This is a genomic window from Rathayibacter sp. AY1C7, assembly GCF_002931865.1.
Taxonomy (GTDB): Bacteria; Actinomycetota; Actinomycetes; order Actinomycetales; family Microbacteriaceae; genus Rathayibacter.
The window spans coordinates 1-15,942 of sequence record NZ_PSWB01000040.1 but is presented as its reverse complement, the minus strand read 5'-3'; the positions used below and the strand labels follow the sequence as shown (position 1 = coordinate 15,942).

The following is a 15,942-nucleotide window of genomic DNA, read 5'->3' as shown; positions in this document are numbered from 1 at the left end:
GCGCAGGACCCGGGCCTTCGCCGTGCTCCCCTGGTGGCCGCCCCCGGCGCCACCGCACGACGAAGGCCCGGGTCCTGCGCAGCAGGACCCGGGCCTTCGTTCGTGCCCCCCCCCTCTTCCCCCGACGAGCAGTGCTGACGGCCCGCGGGGGTGTCGTGGGCAAGGCGGAGGAGGAGAGCTGTAGCGGAGCTACCGCCGACGACGACAACGCCGCCCACGGCACCCCCGCGGGTCGTCAGCCCTTGGTGGCGCCGGCGAGGAGGCCGCGGACGAAGAACCTCTGGAGGGAGAAGAACACGATGAGCGGCACGATGATCGAGATGAACGCGCCGGCCGTGAGCAGCTCCCACGATTGGCCGTAGGAGCCGGTGAGGTCCTGCAGCGCCTTCGTGATCGGCAGCCCTTGTCCGGAGGTGAAGACCGTCGCGACCAGCAGGTCGTTCCAGACCCAGAGGAACTGGAAGATGCCGAAGGAGGCGATGGCGGGGACCGAGAGCGGGAGCACGATGCGGAAGAAGATCTGGCCGTGTCCGGCGCCGTCCACTCGTGCCGCTTCGATGACCTCGCCGGGGATCTCGGAGATGAAGTTGTGGAGCATGAAGATCGCGAGCGGGAGCGCGAAGATCGTGTGCGCGATCCACACCTTCGCGTAGGAGCCGTCCAACCCGTTCACCCCGAGGCCGGGGAGGATGTAGAGCCCTCCGATGCGCAGGCCGTCCGAGAACAGCTGCAGCAGCGGCACGAGCGCCATCTGGATGGGGACGATCTGGAGCGAGAACACGAGGACGAAGAGCGTGTTGCGGCCCTTGAAGTCGATCCAGGCGAACGCGTAGGCGGCGAGGCTGGCGATCGTGATCGGGATCAGCGCCGCCGGCAGCGTGATGACGAGCGAGTTCACGAACGCCTTGCCCAGGGTCAGGCTGTCGCCCGAGTTGAGCGCGTTCGCGTAGTTGTCGAGGGTGAAGCCGGGGTTGGCGAAGATCGTCCACCAGCCGGTCGTCTTGATGTCGTTCGCGGGGCGGAACGACGAGATGAACAGGCCGAGGGTGGGGACGGTCCAGATGACGGCGATGATCAGCGCGGCGAGGGTGGCGCCGCGCGACGTCGTCGCCTTCTTGACCTTGCCGCTGGCCGCCTCGATCCTGGACTCGCCGCGGGCGAGCGCGCGCTCGGTGCTGCGGTCGACCGGAACCTGGATCGGAGTGGGCGTGACGCTCATCGGATCTCCCTCTGCTTGGCGAGCTGGCGGGCGTTGTAGACGACGATCGGGAGCACGAGCAGGAACAGGATGACCGCGAGGGCCGCGCTGTAGCCGCTGCGGGCGCCGAGCTGGAACTGGCGGACCATCTCGAACGCGAGGACCGTGGTGTCGGAGCGGCCGCCGGTCATCGCCGAGACGATGTCGAAGACCTTCAGCGACGCGATCGAGATCGTCGTGAGGACGACCACGATCGAGGAGCGGATGCCGGGGACGGTGACGTTCCAGAAGGACTGCCACGCGCTGGTGCCGTCGAGCGAGGCCGCTTCGAGCTGCTCGGAGGGGACGCCCTTGATGGCGGCGGAGAGCACCGTCATGGCGAATCCGGCCTGGGTCCAGATGAGGACGACGACGAGGAACAGCGTGTTCCACGGCTCGAGTCCCAGCCAGTCGACCGGCGGGGCGCCGAAGGCGGTGAGGATGCCGTTGAGGAGGCCGATCTGCTCGCCCTGGCGCACGTCGTAGAAGAACTTGAAGATGATCGACGCGCCGACGAACGAGATCGCCATCGGCATGAAGACCAGCAGCTTGAAGAACTTCTCGCCGCGGCTCTTGTCGATGAAGACCGCGTAGGCGAGACCGATCGCGGTCGCCGTGATGGGGGCCAGGAGCACCCAGACCACCGTGTTCAGGAAGGCGGTGATGCCGTCGGGGCTGGTGAAGACCCAGACGAAGTTGTCGATGCCGGCGAAACCGGAGCCGTCGTTCTTCATGAACGCGTTGATGGCCGTCGTGATCGTCGGGTAGATCAGGCCGATGAGGATGAAGAAGGCGGCCGGTGCCATGAACGCGATGAGCTGGAGTCCGTAGCCCGCGCCTTTGCGGGACCGGAAGTCGAGCAGGAACAGCGCGCCGCCGATGACGGCGGCCACCACCGCGACCCAGAGGACGGAGTTGTAGAGGCCGAAGACCAGCAGGAGGACGACCGGCAGGACGACCGTGACCGCGAGCCGGAGGACCGTGTAGCCGGTGCCGCGGCGGGGCGCGATCTCGACGAAGAAGAGGATGAGCGCCACCACGGCCGCGAAGGCCAGGAGGATGAGCGGGATCTGCGCGAGCGGCGGGATTCCCGCCAGCCATTGGAAGAACCCCGAGATGGTGATGGGGGACATGGACGCCCTTTCGAGTGCGACTCTGGACTCAGGAGGGGCCCGGCCCCGGGATCCGTGGATCCGGGGGCCGGGCCGTCACGGCTGAGCCGCCACTCGGGAGCGGCGGCTCTGCTCCGCTGCTAGGAGGTGTAGCCGGCCTGGATCTCCTCGAGCGCCTGGTCGGTGCTCGTGCCGTCGATCCAGTCGACCATGCCCTTGAAGAAGCTGTCCGAGCCCACTGCCTTCGGCATGAGGTCGGACGCGTCGAAGCGGAACGTGGTGTCCGGGTTCTGGAGGATCGCGATGGAGTCCTTCAGGACGTCGCTGCCCGCGTTGGCCGGGTCGAGACCGGTGTTCGCGGAGATGACGCCGCCGAGGGAGACGCGGCTGTTGGCCCAGTCGGCGCTGGCCAGGTACTCCTGGACCTTCGCGGTGTCCTCGTCGTTCGAGAACGCGGCGACCATCTCGCCACCACCGGTGACGGCCTGGGCGTCGTCGGCCTTGACCGGCGGGGTGAGGAAGGCCCACACGTCGCCGTCCTCGGCAACGTTGGCGCCGGCCGAGGTCAGGAAGCCCTCGAAGAACGAGGCCTGGTGGGTCAGCGCGCAGGTGCCGTTCGCCATGTTCTGGGCGACGTCGCCGAAGGCGGTGGAGTTGATCGACTTCACGTCGCCGTAGCCGGCGTTGACGAGGGTCGGGTCGAGGAGGATCGATCCGACGGAGTCGAACGCGGACTTGATGGCCGGGTCGGTGAAGGGGGTGTCGCCCGCGACCCAGGAGTCGTAGACGTCGGGGCCGGCCTCGCGGAGGACGGCGTCCTCGATCCAGTCGGTTCCGGGCCAGCCGGAGGCCTCACCGGAGTTGAAGCCCGCGCACCAGGACGGTCCGCCGGTCTTCTCGGCGATCGTCTTGCCGAGCGCCTCCATCTCGTCCCACGTCGTGGGAACGGAGACGCCCCACTCCGTGAACTTGGCCGGCGAGTACCAGATGTAGCCCTTGACGGACGCCATCAGCGGCGCGCCGTACTGGGTGCCGTCGACCTGGCCGTACTTCTGCCAGTCCTCGGACCAGTTCTGCTTGACATTGGCGAGGGCGCCCTCGGGGAGCTCCTGCACCTTGCCGGAGGCGACGGTGTCGGCGAGCAGACCCGGCTGCGGGAAGATCGCGAGGTCGGGGGTGTCGCCACCCTGGACCTTGATGCCGATCTGCTTCTCGAACTCCTTGTCGCCCGTGTACTTGATCTCGATGCCGCTCTCCTTCTCCCAGTCCGCCCAGGACTGCTCGAGAAGGGTGGCCTCGTCGCCGTTGATGGTGCCGTAGACGTTGACGACGCCGTCGGCGGTGCCGACCGTGCCGGCCGAGCTGCCGGCGGCGTTCGGGTCGTTGGGGTCACTGCTGCTGGAGCAGCCCGCGAGTGCGATGCCGGCCGCTGCCAGAACGGCAACCGGGACGGTGATACGGCGGTGCAGGGATGACCGCATTCTTCCTCCTCATTGAGTGGTGGAACCAGCCGAGCAGGCCGCTCCTCGCCGATCGGGATCGGGAGGCTGTGGCGGCTCGAAGCGTGTGCCGCGACGACTCGGATGCTGGTGATGGCGATGCCAGGAGGAACTCCGAGCGGATCACCGGATTCGTGTGGATGGGCTCCCACGGAGGGAAACCTTTCCACAAGAACGATGAAAGCACAACGCCGGTGATAGAGCGCTCTCTGAGATAACGATTCAGCGTCAGAACGGCGATCGCGGCGGCCGGGCCGGGCGGAGATCGATCTCGGCGCGACGCCCGGCCGCCGGGCGGGGTATAACTTCCTGGAACCGTTTCCAGCATCGAGGCCGGACGGTCGGGAGGAACGCCGTGCCAGGCATCGAAGAGGTGGCCGAGCTCGCAGGAGTGTCGAAGGCGACGGTCTCGCGCGCGCTCAGCGGCCGGGGCTACGTCTCCGCGGGGACGAAGCAGCGCGTCGAGCGCGCCGCGACGAGCCTGGGCTACGTCGTCTCCGCCAACGCCTCCAGCCTCGTCACCGGCCGCAGCAACAACATCGCCGTGATCATCCCGATCATCAACCAGTGGTTCTTCGCCGGGATCATCGAGGGCATCGAGCGCGCCCTGCTCGCCGCCGGCTACGACCTGCTCCTCTACAACATCGACAAGCACCTCGACGCCCGCCGGAGCGTGTTCGAGTACTACCTCGTCCGCAAGCGCGTCGACGCGATCGTCGCCGTCACGCTCGAGATCTCGCCGCACGAGACGGAGGCGCTCCTCGCCCTGGGCAAGCCCATCGTCGGCATCGGCGGCGAGCTCCCCGGCATCCCCACCTTCAGCATCGACGACGTCGCCGCCTCCCGCCTCGCCACGGAGCACCTGCTCTCCCTCGGCCACGAGCGGGTCGTCCACATCGGCGGGCTCGCGGAGGAGGAGATGGACTTTCACGTCCACACGCAGCGCCGCGACGGCTTCCGCCAGGCGCTCGCGGCCGCCGGCCTCGAGCCGGGCGCGCAGGACATCGTGCCCACCACCTTCGACATCCCCGGCGGGCACAGCGCCGGACGGCAGGTCCTCGGCGACCCGCGGACCCGGCCGACGGCGATCTTCGCCGCCTCCGACGAGATCGCGATCGGGATCATCCTCGCGGCGCGCGAGCTCGGCCTCTCGGTGCCCGAGGACGTCTCCGTCATCGGGATCGACGACCACCCCCTCGCCGAGCTCTTCGGTCTCAGCTCGATCCGCCAGGACCCGCGCCAGCAGGGCGAGCTCGCAGTCGCGCTGGTGCTGGACGCGCTGGCCGCCCTCGGTCGCGGCGAGCCCCCTCCCCCGGCCCGCCACACGCTGATCCCCGCCTCGCTGGTGATCCGCACCAGCACCTCGGCGCCGCGGGGGGCGAGAATCGGAGCATGAGCGACTCCGACACCCCCACCGTCCGCGACGTCCCCGAGCGGTCCCGCTTCGTGATCGAGGTCGGCGGCACCCCGGCCGGCTTCGCCGCGTACACCCGTCAGGGCGACGAGGTGACGCTCACCCACACCGTCGTCGACGACGGTGTGGGAGGGCCACGGCCTCGGGAGCATCCTCGCGCGGGCCGCGGTCACCGCGATCACGGAGGCGGGCGGCACGGTCGTCCCGCGCTGCCCCTTCGTCGCGGCCTGGCTGCGCAAGCACCCCGACGTCGACGCCCGGGTCCGCTGGCCCGAGGACTGACTCACTCCGGGGGCGTCCTGCTCCCGATCTCCTGGAGCGCCCAGGTGTTGCCGTCCGGATCGGCGAAGTACGCGTACTGCACGCCGCCCAGGTCCTGGACCTCGCTGATCTCGAGCGAGCGGCCGACGAGCTCCGCGCGAGCGGCGGCGATGTCGTCGACGACGAGGTGGAGGGAGCGGACGACGCCCTCCTCCGGACCGGGGCCCATCCCGCTGCCGACCACGATCGAGCAGGCCGAGCCGGGCGGGGTGAGCTGGACCACGCGCATCGCGGCGGAGGGCCGCACGTCGTGGTCGAGGTGGAAGCCCATCACCTCCGTGTAGAAGGCGACCGCGCGGTCGACGTCGCCGACGGGGAGGGGGACGAGCTCGAGTCGCATCTGCACGCGACCAGTGTGCCGCGCGGCGGAACCGCGCGGGAGGGGTCAGTCCCGCGGGCCGACGACGAGGCGCTCGTGCATGATCTCGACGGCGCGCTCGAGGACGCGGCGGTCCTCGAGGGTGAGATCGGCGAAGATCGGCGTCAGCGCGTCGCCGAGGTCGGTCCGCCAGGCGTTCAGCGCGTCCGCGCCGGCGGGAGCCAGGCGGATCTGCCAGGCGCGCGCGTCGAGGGGATCGGCGATCCGGTCGAGCCAGCCGGTCTCGACGAGGTTCTTCACGATCTTGGTCATCGTGGGCTGAGAGACGCGGCTCTGGGAGGCGAGCTCCCCCAGGCGCATCGGGCCCATCGAGAGGAGCACCGAGAGCGTGCGCCAGACGGCCTGCGACTCCTGGTTGCCGGTCGCCTGGGCGGCGAGGCGGGTGATCCGGTGCGTCACCGAGACGAAGTCGCTCAGGAGCTCGCTGAGCGAGACCTCGCTGGGCGGGACGTCGCGGGCGGGGAGCCCGGCGAGCAAATCGTGAGCAGTCACGCTCCGATCCTAGGGGCGCGGGCCTCCAACGGCCGGGAACGACGAAGGGCGCCGCCTCCGAGAAGACGACGCCCTGCGTCTGCAGGCGTGCCTGCGTCACCCCGACGAGCGACCGACCGGAGCCGGCACCCGCGACGGGTGAAGGGGATTACTTGACGGTGACGGTCGCGCCGGCGCCCTCGAGCTGAGCCTTGGCCTTCTCGGCGGTCTCCTTGTTGACGGCCTCGAGGACCGCCTTGGGGGCACCGTCGACGAGCGCCTTCGCCTCACCGAGGCCGAGGCTGGTGAGGGCGCGCACCTCCTTGATGACCTGGATCTTCTTCTCGCCGGCGGCCTCGAGCACGACGTCGAACTCGGTCTGCTCCTCGACCTCTTCGGCGGGGGCGGCCGGGCCGGCCACACCGGCGGCGGCGACGGGCGCCGCAGCGGTGACCTCGAAGACCTCTTCGAACTTCTTGACGAACTCCGAGAGCTCGATGAGCGTGAGCTCCTTGAAGGCCTCGATGAGCTCGTCCTGCGTGAGCTTTGCCATGATTTTTCTCCTTGTTTTTCTTTGTCTACGAACCGCGCGCGCACTGCTTCCCGGAAGGGGAAGACGTCAGCTCGCGGACTCCTGCTTCTCGCGCAGCGCCTCGACCGTGCGAACGGCCTTCGAGAGCGGAGCGTTGAACAGATATGCGGCACCGAACAGCGAGGCCTTGAAGGCGCCGGCGAGCTTGCCGAGCAGAACTTCGCGGGACTCGAGGTCGGCGAGCTTGCCCACCTCTTCTGCGGTCAGCGGGTTACCGTCGAAGTAACCGCCCTTGACCACGAGGAGAGGGTTTGCCTTGGCGAAGGCACGCAGCGACTTCGCGACGGCGACAGGGTCGCCGTGCACGAACGCGATGGCCGAGGGGCCAGCGAGCTCGTCGTCGAAGGACGAGATACCGGCGTTGTTCGCCGCGATCTTGGTCAGCGTGTTCTTCACCACGGCGTAGGTTGCGTGCTCACTGATGTCCTTGCGCAGCGTCTTGAGCTGAGCAACAGTGAGACCGCGGTACTCGGTCAGCAGAACGGCCGTCGAGCTCTGGAACTTCTCCGTGAGTTCGGCAACCGAGGCTTCCTTGTTCGCCATGGCTACTCCTGTGAATTCTCGTGCCGGTAGCCCGAAGGCAGGCAAAGAAAAAAGCTCCGGCACAGGGGCGCGGAGCTTCGGGATCGCGGTGAGGCGGAACTGAACTCGTGCACCTGCGCGGGCAATTCGCTTCGCGAATCCTTCGTCCGGTGGCGATCCGCGGGGCCGGGGCCCTGCTCGTGCGCACACCGGAAACCGGCGGTCTTTGGCTTCGGGAAGCGTACGTCATCGCGGCGCGCGGGCGCAAGTCGAGGAGGAGGGTCCTCGCGCGGGATGCTGGAGGCATGACCGGCCCGACCCCCGACTCCGCCCGCGACGTCGACTCCGCGATCGCCTCGGTGGAGGGCGAGCTCAGCACCCTCTTCAACCGTGTGCGGGCGGCGATGCGCTCCTACGCCGAGCGTCTCCACCCGGAGCTGACGCCACTGGGCTACAAGACGATCTCGGCGCTCGAGCGCCGCGGACCCGTGCACTCGGGCGTGCTGGCCGAGCTCCTCGAGATGGACAAGTCGGCGCTCAGCCGCCAGATCACGGCGCTCGACCGCCTCGGCTTCCTCGAGCGCACCCCCGACCCGCAGGACGGCCGCGCCACGATCCTCTCGGTGACTCCGGCGACCGCCGCGCGGCTGCGCGAGATCCGCAGCTCGAACCAGGCGCTGATGCACGAGGAGCTGCGCAGCTGGGCGCTCGCCGACGTCGAGCTCTTCGCCTCTCTCCTGCACAGGATCAACGACCTTGACATCTGACGCTTAGCAGCCCGTCCGTTCGGGGACAATCGCCGGACGCCGCCCGCTCGACTGCGTAGTTTCGGAGGCGATGGACCAGCACTCCTCCTCTCTCCTCCCCCACGACGTCGACGGCGCGCTCGGCTTCGCGCGCGGTCTGAGCGCCGACGCGCCCCGGCCCGGCACCGGTCGCACCGCCGAGCTGCACGGTCTCCTCGAGCGCCTGGCTCGGCACGACCTCGGCGTCGCGCGCGCGGTGGAGCCGCACCTCGACGCTCTCGCGATCCTCGGCGAGGCGGAGCTCGACCCGTCCGGACTCGGAGTCGCCGCCGACGCCGCCTGGGGGGTCTTCGCGGCCGAGGGCGGCGGGGATCCTCTGGTCGCGCGCGAGAGCGACGGCGACTGGCTGCTCGACGGAGTGAAGCCCTGGTGCTCGCTGGCCGACCGCCTCGACGCCGCCCTCGTCACCGCCCACGTCGGCGACGCCTCCGGCGAGCGCCGCCTCTTCGCCGTGGCGCTGCGCGACGGGTCGGCTACGCCGGAGCAGGACGCCTGGCACGCGCGGGGCCTGACGGAGGTGCCCAGCGGACCGGTCCGCTTCTCCGGCACCCGCGCCGTCCCCGTGGGGGACGCCGGCTGGTACCTCTCGCGGCCCGGCTTCGCCTGGGGCGGCATCGGCGTCGCCGCCTGCTGGCACGGCGGAGCCCTCGGAGTCGCGGCTGCCGTCGCGGCAGCGGCAGCCCGACGCGAGGACCCGCACCTCCTGGCCCACCTCGGAGCGATCGACACGGCGCTCTCCGCGTCGCGCCGGGCGCTGGACGAGGCCGCCGCGGCGGTCGACGCGGGCGAGGCCGACGGCCCCCGCGGCTCACTGCTCGCCAAGCGCGTGCGGGCGAGCGTCGCCGGAGCGGTCGAGGAGATCCTGCTCCGCGCCGGCCGCGCGCTCGGCCCGGCTCCGCTCGCCCTCGACGCCGAGCACGCCAAGCGCGTCGCCGACCTCGCGCTCTACGTCCGCCAGCACCACGCCGAGCGCGACGACGCCGCTCTCGGCCGCGCCGTGCTCGCCTCGGGCGAGGCGGCCTCCTGGTGAGCCGGCCCTTCGACGGGCGCCTCGAGGGCACTCCTCTCGAGCGCTGGACCGCGGACGGCCGCCGCGACCGCCTCCCGGAGCTGACCCTGCCCGACGGGATCCGGCGCGTCCTGGTGGTCGTGGCGCACGCCGACGACGAGACCCTCGGCTGCGGCGGCACCATCGCGCTCGCGCGTCGGCGCGGGATCGCGGTCGACGTCGTCGTCGTGACCGACGGAGCCGCGGCCCATGGGGAGCGGGACGCGGACCTCGCTGCCGAGCGCCGGCGGGAGGCCTCGGACGCACTGGCGGAGCTCGGCCCCGGCATCGGGCTCGCCTTCCTCGACGTGCCGGACTCGGCGACCCCGGAGCACCACGAGCGCATCGCACGCGAGGTGCGCGAGCGGGCGGCCGGCGCCCCCGGGACCGTCCTGCTCCTCTCCACCTGGACCGGGGACGGGCACCGGGACCACCGCGTGGTCGGCGAGATCTGCGCGGAGGTCGCGCGCGAGCTCGGGCAGCCGCTGCTCGCCGCGCCGATCTGGCTGTGGCACTGGGCGGTCCCGGAGGACCCCGAGGTGCCGTGGGGCGACCTCGTGCGCCTGCCGCTCGACGACGAGCTGCTCGAGCGCACCCGCCGTGCCCGCTCCCGCTATCCCAGCCAGACCCGCCCCGGGCCCGACGGGACCGGTCCGGTGCTCCATCCGCTCTTCCTGCGCACCTTCACCGGGGACGACCGGCTGGTGAGGATCGCATGAGCTACTTCGACGAGCTGTACGCCCGCCACGAGGACCCGTGGGGGTACACGAGCCGCTGGTACGAGCAGCGCAAGCGCGCCCTGACCCTCGCGAGCCTGCCGGAGCAGCGCTACGGCTCCGTGCTGGAGATCGGCGCCTCGATCGGCGTGCTGGCCGAGGCGCTGGCCGACCGGGCCGACCGCCTGCTGGCGATCGACGTGTCGAGCGCCGCCGTCGAGCGCGCCGCCCGCCGCCTCGCTCCGCTCGAGCACGTGCGGGTCGAGCACCACGACATCACCCGCGGCGTGCCGGAGGGTCCGTTCGACCTGGTCGTGCTCTCGGAGGTCGGCTACTACCTCGGCGACGCCCTCCCCGGCGTGCTGCGCACCATCCGCGACGCCCTCGCCCCCGCGGGGGAGCTCGTCACCGTGCACTGGCGGCATCCGATCGAGGGGCTCGCTCTGGACGGCGACGCCGTGCAGTCCGCCGTGGCGGAGCTGGGCCTGCACCGCCTCGCCCGCCACGAGGAGGAGGACGTCCTGCTCGAGGTCCACGCCCGCGACTCCCGCTCGGTCGCCCGCCGGACGGGGCTGGTGTGAGCCGGCTCGCGCAGGTGCTGGTCGTCGTCCCGGCCCTCGACGAGGAGGAGCGGATCGGCGGCCTGATCGCCTCCGTCCGGGCGAGCGCGACCCACCTCGCCCATCGGGCGCCCGGAATCGGGATGCGCCTCGTGGTCGCCGCGGACGGCTGCTCCGACGCGACCGTCGAGAGGGCCCGTGCCGCCGGCGCCGAGGTGCTGGAGCTCGCCCGCTGCGGAGTCGGCGCCGCCCGCTCCGCCGGGATCGCGCACGCCCTCTCCTCCGTCGCTGCTCCGCTCGAGCAGGTGTGGATCGCCAACACCGACGCCGACACCGTGGTCCCCCGCGACTGGCTGGCCGCCCACGTCGAGCACTCCCGACGGCACGACGCGCTGCTCGGCACGGTCCGGCCCGACCCGGCCGACCTCTCCCCCGGTGCCTACTCGCGCTGGCGAGACGTCCGCGCGCGGGAGGAGTCGATCGGCAGCATCCACGGCGCGAACCTCGGCGTCCGCGCGAGCGCATACCTCGCGGCGGGCGGCTTCGGCCGGGAGCCGCTGCACGAGGACGTCCTGCTCGTCGAGCGGCTGCGCGCGAGCGGCGCCCGGGTCGGAGCGACGGACCGCGGCGAGGTGGTCACCTCCGGCCGCCGCGACAACCGGGTCGAGGGCGGCTACGGCCACTACCTCCACGCTCGCTTCCCGTCCGAGACGTCTCCGGCCTGCGGCTGAATCGGGTACACGCGCACGCGGAACACGATGCGAGGGGTCCCTGTCAATGGTCGGGCCGTGGTTTGTCACGGATTGCGCAGGAGAGTCAAATGGGTGTCGAGCACGACCCGGTGCTCTCCGATGGAAGGGTCACCGCATGAATCCCCGCCTCGTCCTGCTGGCACTGGTCGCCTTCACCGCCTACGTGTTCGGCTCCCGCGCCGGCCGTGGCCGCTACGAAGAGTTGCGCCACCTCGCACTCGGCGTGTGGAACGACCCGGCCACGAAGAAGACCCGCAAGAAGCTCAAGAAGACCTCCAAGCGCGAGGCCAAGCAGCTCACCGCCATCGCGAGCAAGGCCCGCGACAAGGTGCAGCGCCGCCTCCGCTGACCCCCGCTTCCACGACTCACCGGACACCGGCCCGCCGGTGTCTCCGCTCGCATCGGAACGGCCGATCGAGCACGAACTGAAGGAGAAACATCATGGGCATCATCAGCTGGATCATCCTCGGCCTCATCGCCGGGGCGCTCGCCAAGCTCATCCTCCCGGGCAAGCAGGGCGGCGGATGGATCATCACGATCGTCCTCGGCATCGTGGGCGCGCTGCTCGGCGGCTTCCTCAGCACGCTGTTCGGCATCCAGGACGCCGTCAACGGCATCAACATCGTGAGCATCATCGTCTCCGTCGTCGGTGCGATCGTCGTCCTCCTCATCTACGGCGCGATCGTCGGCCGCAAGTCCCGCGCGTAAGTCGCGCTCCCCGAAGGCCCCCGGCATCCGTGCCGGGGGCCTTCGGCGTTCCCGGAGCGGGCGCACCTCTGCTCAGGGGATCCGACTCCTCCTCCGCGGGGAAGCTGGATGTCCGCCGAGCGCGCAAGGGGTTGATGCTGAGAGCCGCAGGCGATGGACTGGAGGCACGACGGCGCGGCTCCACTGCGCCCTCGCCCCGACGAAAGGACGTACTCGCTCATGAGCGACGACACCGCAACGGTCCCCACGATCACCCTGAACAACGGCGTGAAGATCCCGCAGCTGGGCTTCGGCGTGTTCCAGATCGACCCGGCCGAGACCAAGGACGCCACCCTGGCGGCCCTCGAGGTCGGCTACCGCCACATCGACACCGCCGAGATGTACGGCAACGAGGCGGGCGTCGGCGAGGCCGTCCGCGCCTCCGGCCTCGACCGCTCCGAGGTCTTCGTGACCAGCAAGCTCAACAACGGCTTCCACGCCCGCGAGGACGCTCTCGCCGCGATCGACGTCACCCTCGGCGAGCTGAAGTTCGACTACGTCGACCTCTTCCTCATCCACTGGCCGCTCCCGAACGTGGGCGACTACCTGGAGACCTGGAAGGCGATGGAGGAGATCTACCGCAGCGGCAAGGCGAAGGCGATCGGCGTCTCCAACTTCCAGACCAACCACCTCAACCGGCTCCGCGCCGAGGCGACCATCGTCCCGGCCGTGAACCAGATCGAGGTGCACCCCTACCTCGTGCAGCAGGAGCTCCGCGCCTACGGCACCGAGCACGGCATCGCGACCGAGGCCTGGTCGCCGATCGCGCAGGGCCTCGTCCTCGACGACGACACCATCACCCGCATCGCGCGCAACGTCGACCGCAGCCCGGCGCAGGTCGTGCTCCGCTGGCACATCCAGCGCGGCGACATCGTCTTCCCGAAGTCGGTCACCCGCAAGCGCGTGGAGGAGAACTTCGCCCTCTTCGACTTCGAGCTCGACGACGAGGCGATGACCGACATCACGGCGCTCGACCGCGGCCACCGCACCGGCCCCGACCCCGACACCTTCAACTACATCCCGAGCTGATCCTCGGCTCCACGGAGCGCGCCCGGCCTGCAGTCGTCCTGCGGACCGGGCGCGCTCGTGCGTGGGGCGGTGGGCCGAGCCGCGCACGAACGGGGCGGGTCTCGATACGCCGCTGCGCGGCTACTCGACCAGCACGGTCACGGGCCGACCGCACCCCTGCTGATCGAGGAGCGGGCGCAGCCCGCGTATCGGGATCCACCCCACCGACGAACAGCGCGGATCCCGATGCGCCGGGCCCGCGGGTCAGCCCTGCTGCGAGTCGCGCCAGGAGTGCTCGGGGGCGTAGCCGAGGACCTCGCGGGCGTGGTCGATCGAGAGCAGGGTCCCGGTGGTCCCGAGGTCGCCGCGCAGCTCGACGCCGGGGAACACCTCGGCCACCAGCTCGGCGTTGGGGCGCGTCATCACGGTGTCGGCCGCGGCGATGATGAAGCGGTCGAACCCGGTCGTCTCGGCGAGCAGCGCCTTCTCGACCGCCTGCGCTCCGTCGCGTCCGTCGATGTAGCCCCAGAGGTTCCACTTGCGCAGCAGCGCGTCGGAGTCGAACGACGGGAACTCGGCGTAGTCGGCCTCGTCCATGACGTTCGAGAAGCGCAGGCCCGTGATCTTCAGGTCCGGGTGCCAGCGGCACAGCTCGATCGCCATCTGCTCCTCGAGGTGCTTGGTGAGCGAGTAGACCGACTCCGGGCGCGCCGGGTACTGCTCGTCGACCGGGATGTAGGGCGGCGGGACGTCGAAGGGCAGGCCCAGCACGGTCTCGCTGGAGGCGTAGACGACGTTGCGGATGCCGGCACGGATCGCTCCGTGGAACGCGTTGAACGTCGCGATCATGTTGTTGTGGAACGTGGCGACGTCGGGCACGAGGCCCGGCGCGGGGATCGCGGCGAGGTGCACGAGCGCGTCGATGCCCTCGTACTGGTCGTTCACCGACTGCAGCGCGTCCACGACCTGGCCGTAGTCGGCGATGTCGATGCGGACGAAGCCCGCGCCGCGGTCCCCCGCACGGTCCAGGTTGAAGACCTCGTGCCCGGAGGCGCGGAGGCGGGTGACGACGTGGCGGCCGAGCTTGCCGGATCCACCGGTGACTGCGATTCTCATGCTCGAACGCTAACGGTCCTGAGCGACGAGGGACGAGGGTTGCGGATCAGCTCCGGGCATGGAGCGAGATCGCGCCGCCGACCTCGGGCGTCGTCTCGTCGGCGACGAGCTCCGTCCAGCGGCGGAGCACGGCGGCGCCGGCCGCGTCGTTCACGGCTCCGTCGACGACGAGGACCGGGTAGGGCTTCTCGGGCACGCCCTCTGCGGGCCGCACGTCGACGTGGGCGACGTCGTAGGCGTGCTCGAACAGCCAGTCGGCCATCGCGTAGTCGCTCCGGGAGTCGCCGACCGTGCGCCAGCGCTGCGGGATCGCGCCCGTCGCTCCGAGCAGCTCCACGGCGCGCTGGGCGCCGAGGTCCTTGCCGAGCCGGTTCGACTCGATGTCGGTCGAGATGACGGTCGGGTCGATGCGGAAGTCGACCGTCCCCTCCTCGTTCGGATACCGGATGCCGCGTCGCTCGACCCCGAGGCCCGCGGCGGTCATGATCTGCAGGGCGTCGGCATCGAAGACGAGCTGGCGCTCGAGGTAGTCCTCGCTCGGCAGGTCGACCAGCTGCTCGGCGGACACCATCGCGCGCTTGGTCTCGTCGAAGAAGACCAGGTCGTCGTAGTCGGAGCGGATCATCCGCTCGAGGTCGCGGGCCACCGGCTCGGGGATCGCGAGCGACTCGTCGACGATCGGCTCCGAGGTGCCGCGGTAGTCGACGGTGAACCAGACGGCGCCCTTCTCGCAGACGCAGACGATGCGGGCCTCGGCCGAGACGCCTCGCTCGAGGAGCGCGGGCAGGACCCGCTCGCGCAGGAACGCGTCGGAGCGGCCCGTGTTGAACACGATCGGGATGCCGGCGTTGGCCAGGGTGACGAGGTCGTCGGCGATCTCGGGGATCGAGATCGTGCGCGTGACGGGGCTCGCGATGGGCCCGTCGACGTCGAGGAGCAGGCCGAGCGGAGGGGGTGTGGAGGTCATCGTGTCCCATTCTGCCGTGCCGGGGCCGCTCGACGCCTCCGTGACCGCCTCCGCGCGGGCGGAGCGGTTCAGGAGGCGGGGACGACGAGGGTGCGCTGGGCGGTGGTGCCGTCGGGGGCGAGGACGGCGAGGGTGATCAGGGTCTCGGAGTCGCGGCAGTCGGCGGTGACGGCGGCGGAGCCGGACGCCGCGAGGTCGACGGGCTCGCCCGCGCTCGCGTCGGTGGTGCCGACGGCCAGGCGGGCGGTGGCGCCTCCGCTCGTCTCCCACGACAGGGCGAGCGGGACGGAGGCGGTGCGGTCGCCCTCGCAGTCGACGGAGGCGGGGGTGGAGGCGAAGGAGACGATCGCCGGAGGAGCATCGGATCCGGTGCCCGGCTCGGTGTCTGACGGTGCGGCGGAGGCCGTCGATGCGGGGGCGGCGGCGCCGTCGGTCGCCTCCGCGGAGCCGGGAGCGGCGGACGTCGCCGGAGCGCTCCCGGACGGCGCCGAGGACGGGCCCGCGGACGCCGTGGCTGCGCCGGGCGCTCCCCCGCCGGCGGGCCGGACGAGCAGCACGATCGCGAGGACGACGCCGACGATTCCGAGGGCGGCGAGGACGATCCCGGTGGTGCGGGCTGAGCGGGACGGCATCGGTCCTCCTGGGACGGGACGGGACGGGCGGAAGAGACGGGGC

20 protein-coding genes are annotated in these 15,942 nt (G+C 71.0%); 10 read left to right on the top strand and 10 right to left on the bottom strand.

Translation table 11 applies throughout. The features are described from left to right. Positions 1-235 precede the first annotated feature (235 nt). From C5C69_RS16000 to C5C69_RS15990, 3 genes are all read right to left on the bottom strand, one after another. The gene (locus tag C5C69_RS16000; protein ID WP_104224339.1) at positions 236-1,219 is read right to left on the bottom strand and encodes a carbohydrate ABC transporter permease; all 984 of its coding nucleotides are present in this window, start codon (positions 1,217-1,219) and stop codon (positions 236-238) included. Further along, positions 1,216-2,370, bottom strand: coding sequence for a carbohydrate ABC transporter permease (locus tag C5C69_RS15995; protein WP_181027270.1), 1,155 nt, complete (start codon positions 2,368-2,370; stop codon positions 1,216-1,218). The genes C5C69_RS16000 and C5C69_RS15995 overlap by 4 nt, the downstream gene beginning before the upstream one ends. Positions 2,371-2,489: 119 nt before the next feature. Then, complete coding sequence (locus C5C69_RS15990; protein WP_104258282.1) at positions 2,490-3,830, bottom strand: ABC transporter substrate-binding protein; 1,341 nt, start codon at positions 3,828-3,830, stop codon at positions 2,490-2,492. Positions 3,831-4,203: 373 nt separating this feature from the next. Between C5C69_RS15990 and C5C69_RS15985 the strand changes: the two genes are divergently transcribed. Next, positions 4,204-5,244 carry a LacI family DNA-binding transcriptional regulator gene (locus C5C69_RS15985; RefSeq protein WP_104224337.1) on the top strand — a complete coding sequence of 347 codons (1,041 nt, stop codon included), beginning with the start codon at positions 4,204-4,206 and terminating at the stop codon, positions 5,242-5,244. Between the two features lie 141 nt (positions 5,245-5,385). Next, positions 5,386-5,544: an N-acetyltransferase gene (locus C5C69_RS17160; protein ID WP_219812391.1), complete on the top strand. Its 159-nt coding sequence runs from the start codon at positions 5,386-5,388 to the stop codon at positions 5,542-5,544. Position 5,545: 1 nt separating this feature from the next. Here C5C69_RS17160 and C5C69_RS15975 read toward each other — a convergent pair whose 3' ends face one another. The 4 genes from C5C69_RS15975 to rplJ form a co-directional block, all read right to left on the bottom strand. After that, positions 5,546-5,929: a VOC family protein gene (locus C5C69_RS15975; protein ID WP_181027271.1), complete on the bottom strand. Its 384-nt coding sequence runs from the start codon at positions 5,927-5,929 to the stop codon at positions 5,546-5,548. Between the two features lie 39 nt (positions 5,930-5,968). Next, positions 5,969-6,454 carry a MarR family winged helix-turn-helix transcriptional regulator gene (locus C5C69_RS15970; protein WP_258059518.1) on the bottom strand — a complete coding sequence of 162 codons (486 nt, stop codon included), beginning with the start codon at positions 6,452-6,454 and terminating at the stop codon, positions 5,969-5,971. A gap of 148 nt (positions 6,455-6,602) precedes the next feature. Further along, positions 6,603-6,986, bottom strand: coding sequence for a 50S ribosomal protein L7/L12 (gene rplL / locus C5C69_RS15965; protein ID WP_104224335.1), 384 nt, complete (start codon positions 6,984-6,986; stop codon positions 6,603-6,605). 66 nt (positions 6,987-7,052) lie between these two features. Then, positions 7,053-7,568: a 50S ribosomal protein L10 gene (rplJ, locus tag C5C69_RS15960; protein WP_055791018.1), complete on the bottom strand. Its 516-nt coding sequence runs from the start codon at positions 7,566-7,568 to the stop codon at positions 7,053-7,055. Between the two features lie 284 nt (positions 7,569-7,852). On the opposite strand from rplJ, the gene C5C69_RS15955 reads away from it, so the two are divergent. From C5C69_RS15955 to C5C69_RS15920, 8 genes are all read left to right on the top strand, one after another. Beyond that, on the top strand, positions 7,853-8,314 hold the full coding sequence (locus C5C69_RS15955; protein WP_104224334.1) for a MarR family winged helix-turn-helix transcriptional regulator: 462 nt from the start codon (positions 7,853-7,855) through the stop codon (positions 8,312-8,314). Positions 8,315-8,384: 70 nt separating this feature from the next. Further along, complete coding sequence (locus tag C5C69_RS15950; protein WP_219812390.1) at positions 8,385-9,383, top strand: acyl-CoA dehydrogenase; 999 nt, start codon at positions 8,385-8,387, stop codon at positions 9,381-9,383. After that, a complete protein-coding gene (locus C5C69_RS15945; protein ID WP_181027272.1) occupies positions 9,380-10,120 on the top strand; it encodes a PIG-L deacetylase family protein in 741 nt (246 codons plus the stop codon). The genes C5C69_RS15950 and C5C69_RS15945 overlap by 4 nt, the downstream gene beginning before the upstream one ends. Beyond that, the gene (locus C5C69_RS15940) at positions 10,117-10,698 is read left to right on the top strand and encodes a class I SAM-dependent methyltransferase (RefSeq protein ID WP_104234596.1); all 582 of its coding nucleotides are present in this window, start codon (positions 10,117-10,119) and stop codon (positions 10,696-10,698) included. The genes C5C69_RS15945 and C5C69_RS15940 overlap by 4 nt, the downstream gene beginning before the upstream one ends. Then, the gene (locus tag C5C69_RS15935; RefSeq protein WP_104234597.1) at positions 10,695-11,408 is read left to right on the top strand and encodes a glycosyltransferase family 2 protein; all 714 of its coding nucleotides are present in this window, start codon (positions 10,695-10,697) and stop codon (positions 11,406-11,408) included. Before C5C69_RS15940 ends, C5C69_RS15935 begins: the two co-directional genes overlap by 4 nt. A gap of 136 nt (positions 11,409-11,544) precedes the next feature. Continuing rightward, a complete protein-coding gene (locus C5C69_RS15930; RefSeq protein WP_104227476.1) occupies positions 11,545-11,778 on the top strand; it encodes a hypothetical protein in 234 nt (77 codons plus the stop codon). Positions 11,779-11,870: 92 nt separating this feature from the next. Next, complete coding sequence (locus C5C69_RS15925) at positions 11,871-12,137, top strand: GlsB/YeaQ/YmgE family stress response membrane protein (protein WP_104224330.1); 267 nt, start codon at positions 11,871-11,873, stop codon at positions 12,135-12,137. A gap of 219 nt (positions 12,138-12,356) precedes the next feature. Continuing rightward, entirely contained in the window at positions 12,357-13,205 is an 849-nt protein-coding gene (locus C5C69_RS15920) for an aldo/keto reductase (protein ID WP_104234598.1), read from the top strand. A gap of 243 nt (positions 13,206-13,448) precedes the next feature. Here the strand turns inward: C5C69_RS15920 and C5C69_RS15915 are convergent, their stop codons facing one another. The 3 genes from C5C69_RS15915 to C5C69_RS15905 form a co-directional block, all read right to left on the bottom strand. Continuing rightward, positions 13,449-14,300 carry an NAD(P)-dependent oxidoreductase gene (locus tag C5C69_RS15915; RefSeq protein ID WP_104227477.1) on the bottom strand — a complete coding sequence of 284 codons (852 nt, stop codon included), beginning with the start codon at positions 14,298-14,300 and terminating at the stop codon, positions 13,449-13,451. Between the two features lie 46 nt (positions 14,301-14,346). Further along, positions 14,347-15,267 (bottom strand): hypothetical protein, encoded by a 921-nt coding sequence (locus C5C69_RS15910; RefSeq protein WP_104234599.1) that lies wholly within the window; start codon positions 15,265-15,267, stop codon positions 14,347-14,349. A gap of 68 nt (positions 15,268-15,335) precedes the next feature. Further along, positions 15,336-15,899, bottom strand: a complete 564-nt coding sequence (locus C5C69_RS15905; protein ID WP_104234600.1) for a hypothetical protein — start codon at positions 15,897-15,899, stop codon at positions 15,336-15,338. Positions 15,900-15,942: the final 43 nt, after the last annotated feature.